The sequence below is a fragment of the Rhodohalobacter sulfatireducens genome, assembly GCF_022012475.1.
Lineage (GTDB): Bacteria > Bacteroidota > Rhodothermia > Balneolales > Balneolaceae > Rhodohalobacter > Rhodohalobacter sulfatireducens.
Window position 1 is genome coordinate 1 of record NZ_JAKLWS010000128.1, and the last position, 375, is coordinate 375.

1 protein-coding gene is annotated in these 375 nt (G+C 52.0%); it reads right to left on the reverse strand.

Going from position 1 to position 375, the window contains the following annotated elements:
* Positions 1-375: serine/threonine protein kinase (locus L6773_RS21365; RefSeq protein ID WP_255727835.1), on the reverse strand; the 375-nt coding region annotated here is incomplete at both ends.

Genomic DNA, 375 nt, shown 5'->3' on the forward strand with positions numbered 1-375 from the left:
CGTTGAATCCACCAGTTTCGCCAGTCCGAAATCCATCACCTTGAACCGATCTTTTGCATCCACCATGATATTGCCGGGTTTGATGTCCCGGTGGATGATGCCTTTCTCATGGGCTTCGGCGAGTGCCTCGGCTATGTGGATGGCGTAGTTGAGGGCTTTCTCCGGAGTCATGTCTTCGGATTCGAACTTCTCCCGCAGTGTTTGACCATCAATGTATTCCATCGAGATGAAGTGCTGGCCTTCATGCTCCTCGACACTATAGATCGTGCAAATATTGGAATGGTTCAATGCGGCCGCGGCCTTGGCTTCGCGGATGAAACGCTGTTTGTCTTTATCGGACCGGGTGAGATGCGAAGGCAAAAACTTGAGGGCGAC